This is a genomic window from Paramuribaculum intestinale (assembly GCF_003024925.1).
In the GTDB taxonomy this organism is placed as follows: Bacteria; Bacteroidota; Bacteroidia; order Bacteroidales; family Muribaculaceae; genus Paramuribaculum; species Paramuribaculum intestinale.
Genome location: NZ_PUED01000208.1, coordinates 1 through 3,813 on the forward strand (window position 1 = coordinate 1; position 3,813 = coordinate 3,813).

The 3,813-nt window shown below is 54.3% G+C and carries 3 protein-coding genes; 1 reads left to right on the forward strand and 2 read right to left on the reverse strand.

Translation table 11 applies throughout. The features are described 5' to 3' along the window. Nucleotides 1-1,051, reverse strand: a 1,051-nt coding sequence (locus C5O24_RS11625; RefSeq protein ID WP_205961106.1) for a thiamine pyrophosphate-binding protein, incomplete at its 3' end; no start/stop codon positions are given. A gap of 100 nt (nt 1,052-1,151) precedes the next feature. After that, nucleotides 1,152-2,450, reverse strand: coding sequence for a formyl-CoA transferase (gene frc / locus C5O24_RS11630; protein WP_107035204.1), 1,299 nt, complete (start codon nt 2,448-2,450; stop codon nt 1,152-1,154). 279 nt (nt 2,451-2,729) lie between these two features. Here frc and serC point away from each other — a divergent pair, with 279 nt between their 5' ends. Then, entirely contained in the window at nt 2,730-3,803 is a 1,074-nt protein-coding gene (gene serC / locus C5O24_RS11635) for a 3-phosphoserine/phosphohydroxythreonine transaminase (RefSeq protein WP_107035300.1), read from the forward strand. The last annotated feature ends 10 nt before the right edge of the window (nt 3,804-3,813 follow it).

Here is a 3,813-nt window from a genome sequence, read left to right on the forward strand (position 1 = left end):
GCTTCAGGCCGGGAAGTTTGGCCAGAATGGCATCGAGCGAGCTTTCGATGTCGCCGACTACCGGTGCGGCAATCGGGCGGTTGCAGTCGAACTCTCCAGGGTCAATATCGAGCTGTATGAACTGTCCCTGAGGATTCCACTTACCGTGTCCGCGCGACAGAAGCCAGTTGAGCCGTGCGCCGATCAGCATCACTACGTCGGCTTTCTCCATGATGGTGCTTCTGGCCGATATGGCGCTCAGCGGATGATTGTCGGGCATCAGTCCCTTTGCCATTGACATAGGATAGAAGGGTATGCCTGTGGTTTCGACAAGTTGCTTGATCTTGTCGTCGACCTGTGCATAGGCAGCGCCTTTGCCGAGCAATATGGCCGGCTGTCTGGCCGAGGCCAGCAGCTGCAGCGCGCGGTCGACCGATTCGGCCGAAGGCTGCACGGCAGGACAGGGATCGACGGGCTTGAAAAGCAACTTCTCCGCGTCGTCATGGTTCATGACAGCGCCAAGGCATGCGGTCGTGACGTCGAGATACACTCCGCCCGGACGGCCTGAAACGGCAGCGCGGTAGGCGCGGGCCACAGCGGTGGGAATATCTTCGGGACGGTTGACACGGTAGGCGGCCTTCACCAGTCCCTTGGCCACGTTGAGCTGGTCAAGTCCCTCGTATGCACCCTGTTCGAGATCAATCGTCTCGCGCTGGCTCGATCCGGATATCTGTATCATCGGGTAGCAGTTGACTGTGGCGTTGACTGTGGCGGTGAGTCCGTTGATGAAGCCCAGCGACGACACGGTCAGCAACACTCCCGGAGTCTTGGTGAGGAATCCGTGGGTAGCCGCAGCCATTCCTGCCTGCTGCTCGTGGCGGAAACTTATGAAGCGTATGCCTTGCGCCTGGGCTATGTAGGCCATTTCGGTGACCGGAATGCCGACAAGTCCGTACATTACGTCGATGCCGACGTTTTTAAGCGCGCGGGCGAGAATATACATGCCTGTCACCTGTGCCGGGAAATGCGGAGCCTGTGTAGCGGGGTTCGGTGTGGTTGATGTGTTTGACATTGTATGGAATTAATAATCAGTTGATGTAATGCTGTTCTATAATTCCCGGCCGGAATCATTTCCGGCCGGGAGGGTCGGGCAATGGTCTGTCCGGAGTATGTTATTTGGCAGCCGTTTTCGGCATTGGGGCGGTAGTGCCGTTCTTGGCGAACGATGCGATCTGCTCGTCGGTGTATCCGATGCTCTTGAGTACTTCGTCGGTATTTCCTCCGAGAGTCGGGCAGGGGCCGTAGGCAGGTTGGAAATTGGAGAGTGTGAACGGTACGCCTACGGTGACGAATTCGCCGACTTTGCCTCCCTGATTGATCTTTACCAGTGTGTTGCCGTCGTAGAGGCTCTGGTCGGTCATGATCTCCTTGGTCGACAGTACGGGCGCAACAGGCACTCCTGCCTTCGACAGGATGTCGGTCACCTCATGCTTGGTCTTGTCGATGCAGAACTTCTGTATGCGGTCCCAAATCTGCTGTTTGTGACGGTCGCGCGCGTCGGCTGTATTGAAGTCGGGATTGGTGAGCCAGTCCTCGAATCCGAGCGCCTTGCAGGCAAGCTCAAAGTCCTTGGCGCCTCGCTGCAGTATGACGTAGACGTAATCGTTGGGGTCGGTAGCCCAGTTTTTGCATTTGTAGGTCCATCCGAGCACTCCGGATCCCTCCTGGTTGCCTGAACGCGGCACGAAGTCACCGAATTTCCCGTCGGGATACTGTGGGAACTGTGTCAGATATCCGATACGGTCGAGTGTCAGCTGGTCGCGCGTCTTGATGCGGCACAGGTTGAGGCAGGCGTTGTGCATCGACTGGTATACGTAGCAGCCCTCGCCGGTTTTCTCGCGCTGACAGAGTGCGGCCAAAAGTCCGATGGTCAGATGCATACCGGTGTTGGAGTCGCCGAGCGCCGCGCCACTCTGAGTCGGCACGTTGTCGGGGCCTTCCCACCATCCGGTGGTTGATGCAGCTCCGGCAGTGACCTGTGCGACAGGTTCGTATGCTTTCAGATTGGCATATTTCGAACTTATGGGGAAGCCTTTGATAGTGCCGTAGATACATTTTGGATTGAGTTTGTGAACCACTTCCCAGCTGAATCCGAGTTTATCCATGGCTCCGGGATGGAGGTTTTCCACGAATATGTCACACTCCTTGATGAGGCGTGTGAGGATATCTTTGCCGTCGGGTGTGGCGGCGTCGAGAGCAAGTGATTTCTTGTCGGAATTAAGCTGCAGGAAATAGTAGCTCGGGCAATCGGGGTCGAACTGGATTTCATTACGGGTTGCATCTCCGGTGCCGGGGCGTTCGATCTTTACCACATCGGCGCCGAGCCATGCAAGAAGCTGTGTGCATGACGGGCCTGACTGTACGTTGGTGAAGTCCACCACTTTGATGCCTTGTAAAGGAGCTGTGTTCATAGTAGTAATGTTGTTTTTATGTTAGTTTGTGTTGTTCTATGCGTGTGTTACATTTGAGTTACATTTCTATAACATCCGGCTGCCGTGATTAGTTCGAAGCTCCGGCGGTGTCTGAATGTCGGGCGGAAAATGATACATTGTCTTTGGATATCAGTCATTACATTGTGTTTTCGGATCGTGTAGGGAAAAAACCTGAAAAGTTTTTGAATTAAATTTGTTTGTAATTGATTTTTTTCTTTAATTTGCCGTCATAACAACCCCCTAAACAATTGCGCCATGATGCATAAACACAATTTCTATGCCGGCCCATCGATTCTGAGCCAGTACACAATCAAAAACACCGCTGAAGCAGTAATTGACTTCGCGGGCACAGGACTTTCCATTCTTGAGGTGTCACACCGCAGCAAGGAGTTTGTGGCAGTCATGGAAGAGGCTCGTGCGCTTGTGAAAGAGCTTCTTGAAGTGCCCGACGGTTACTCGGTGCTGTTTCTCGGCGGCGGCGCCAGCCTCCAGTTCTGCATGGTTCCGTTCAATCTGCTTGCCCGCAAGGCCGCATATATGGAGACCGGCACCTGGGCAGTCAACGCCATAAAGGAGGCACGCCTGTTCGGAGAGGTCGACGTCGTGGCCTCGTCGAAGGATGCCAACTTCAATTATATTCCTAAAGGTTTCACTGTTCCGCAGGATGCCGACTACTTCCACTATACGTCCAACAACACAATCTACGGCACCGAAATACGTCATGATCTTGATGCCGGCAAGGTAAGGCTGGTGTGTGATATGTCGTCCGACATATTCTCGCGCCCGGTGGATGTGTCGAAATACGATGTGATCTATGCCGGCGCTCAGAAAAACCTGGCTCCGGCCGGTGCCACCATCGTGATAGTACGTGAGGATGCTCTCGGACACGTTGAGCGCCCGATACCTACCATGCTTGACTATCGGACGCATATCAAGAAGGACTCGATGTTCAATACCCCGCCTGTTCTGCCGATATTCTCGGCTCTCCAGACCCTGCGCTGGTATAAGGAGCAGGGAGGAGTGAAAGAGCTTGAGAAACGCGATATAGCCAAGGCTGACTTGCTGTATGAGGCTATAGATTCGTCGCGGATGTTCGAAGGCACGGTGAAGGATCATGCCGACCGTTCGATAATGAACGTGTGCTTCGTCATGAAGCCCGAATACAAAGAGTTGGAGAAAGAGTTTGTGGATTTTGCCGCCGCGCGGGGCATAGTCGGCATTAAGGGCCACCGTTCGGTGGGAGGCTTCAGAGCTTCGCTCTACAATGCGCTCCCGATCGAAAGCGTGCGTGCTCTGGTCGAGGCCATGAATGAATTCCAGTCGTCACACTGATAAATCACGC

Excerpts from the sequence above, each read along its gene's own strand:
- frc (WP_107035204.1), bottom strand. The coding sequence starts at position 2,450 with ATGAACACAGCTCCTTTACAAGGCATCAAAGTGGTGGACTTCACCAAC.
- serC (WP_107035300.1), top strand. The coding sequence starts at position 2,730 with ATGCATAAACACAATTTCTATGCCGGCCCATCGATTCTGAGCCAGTAC.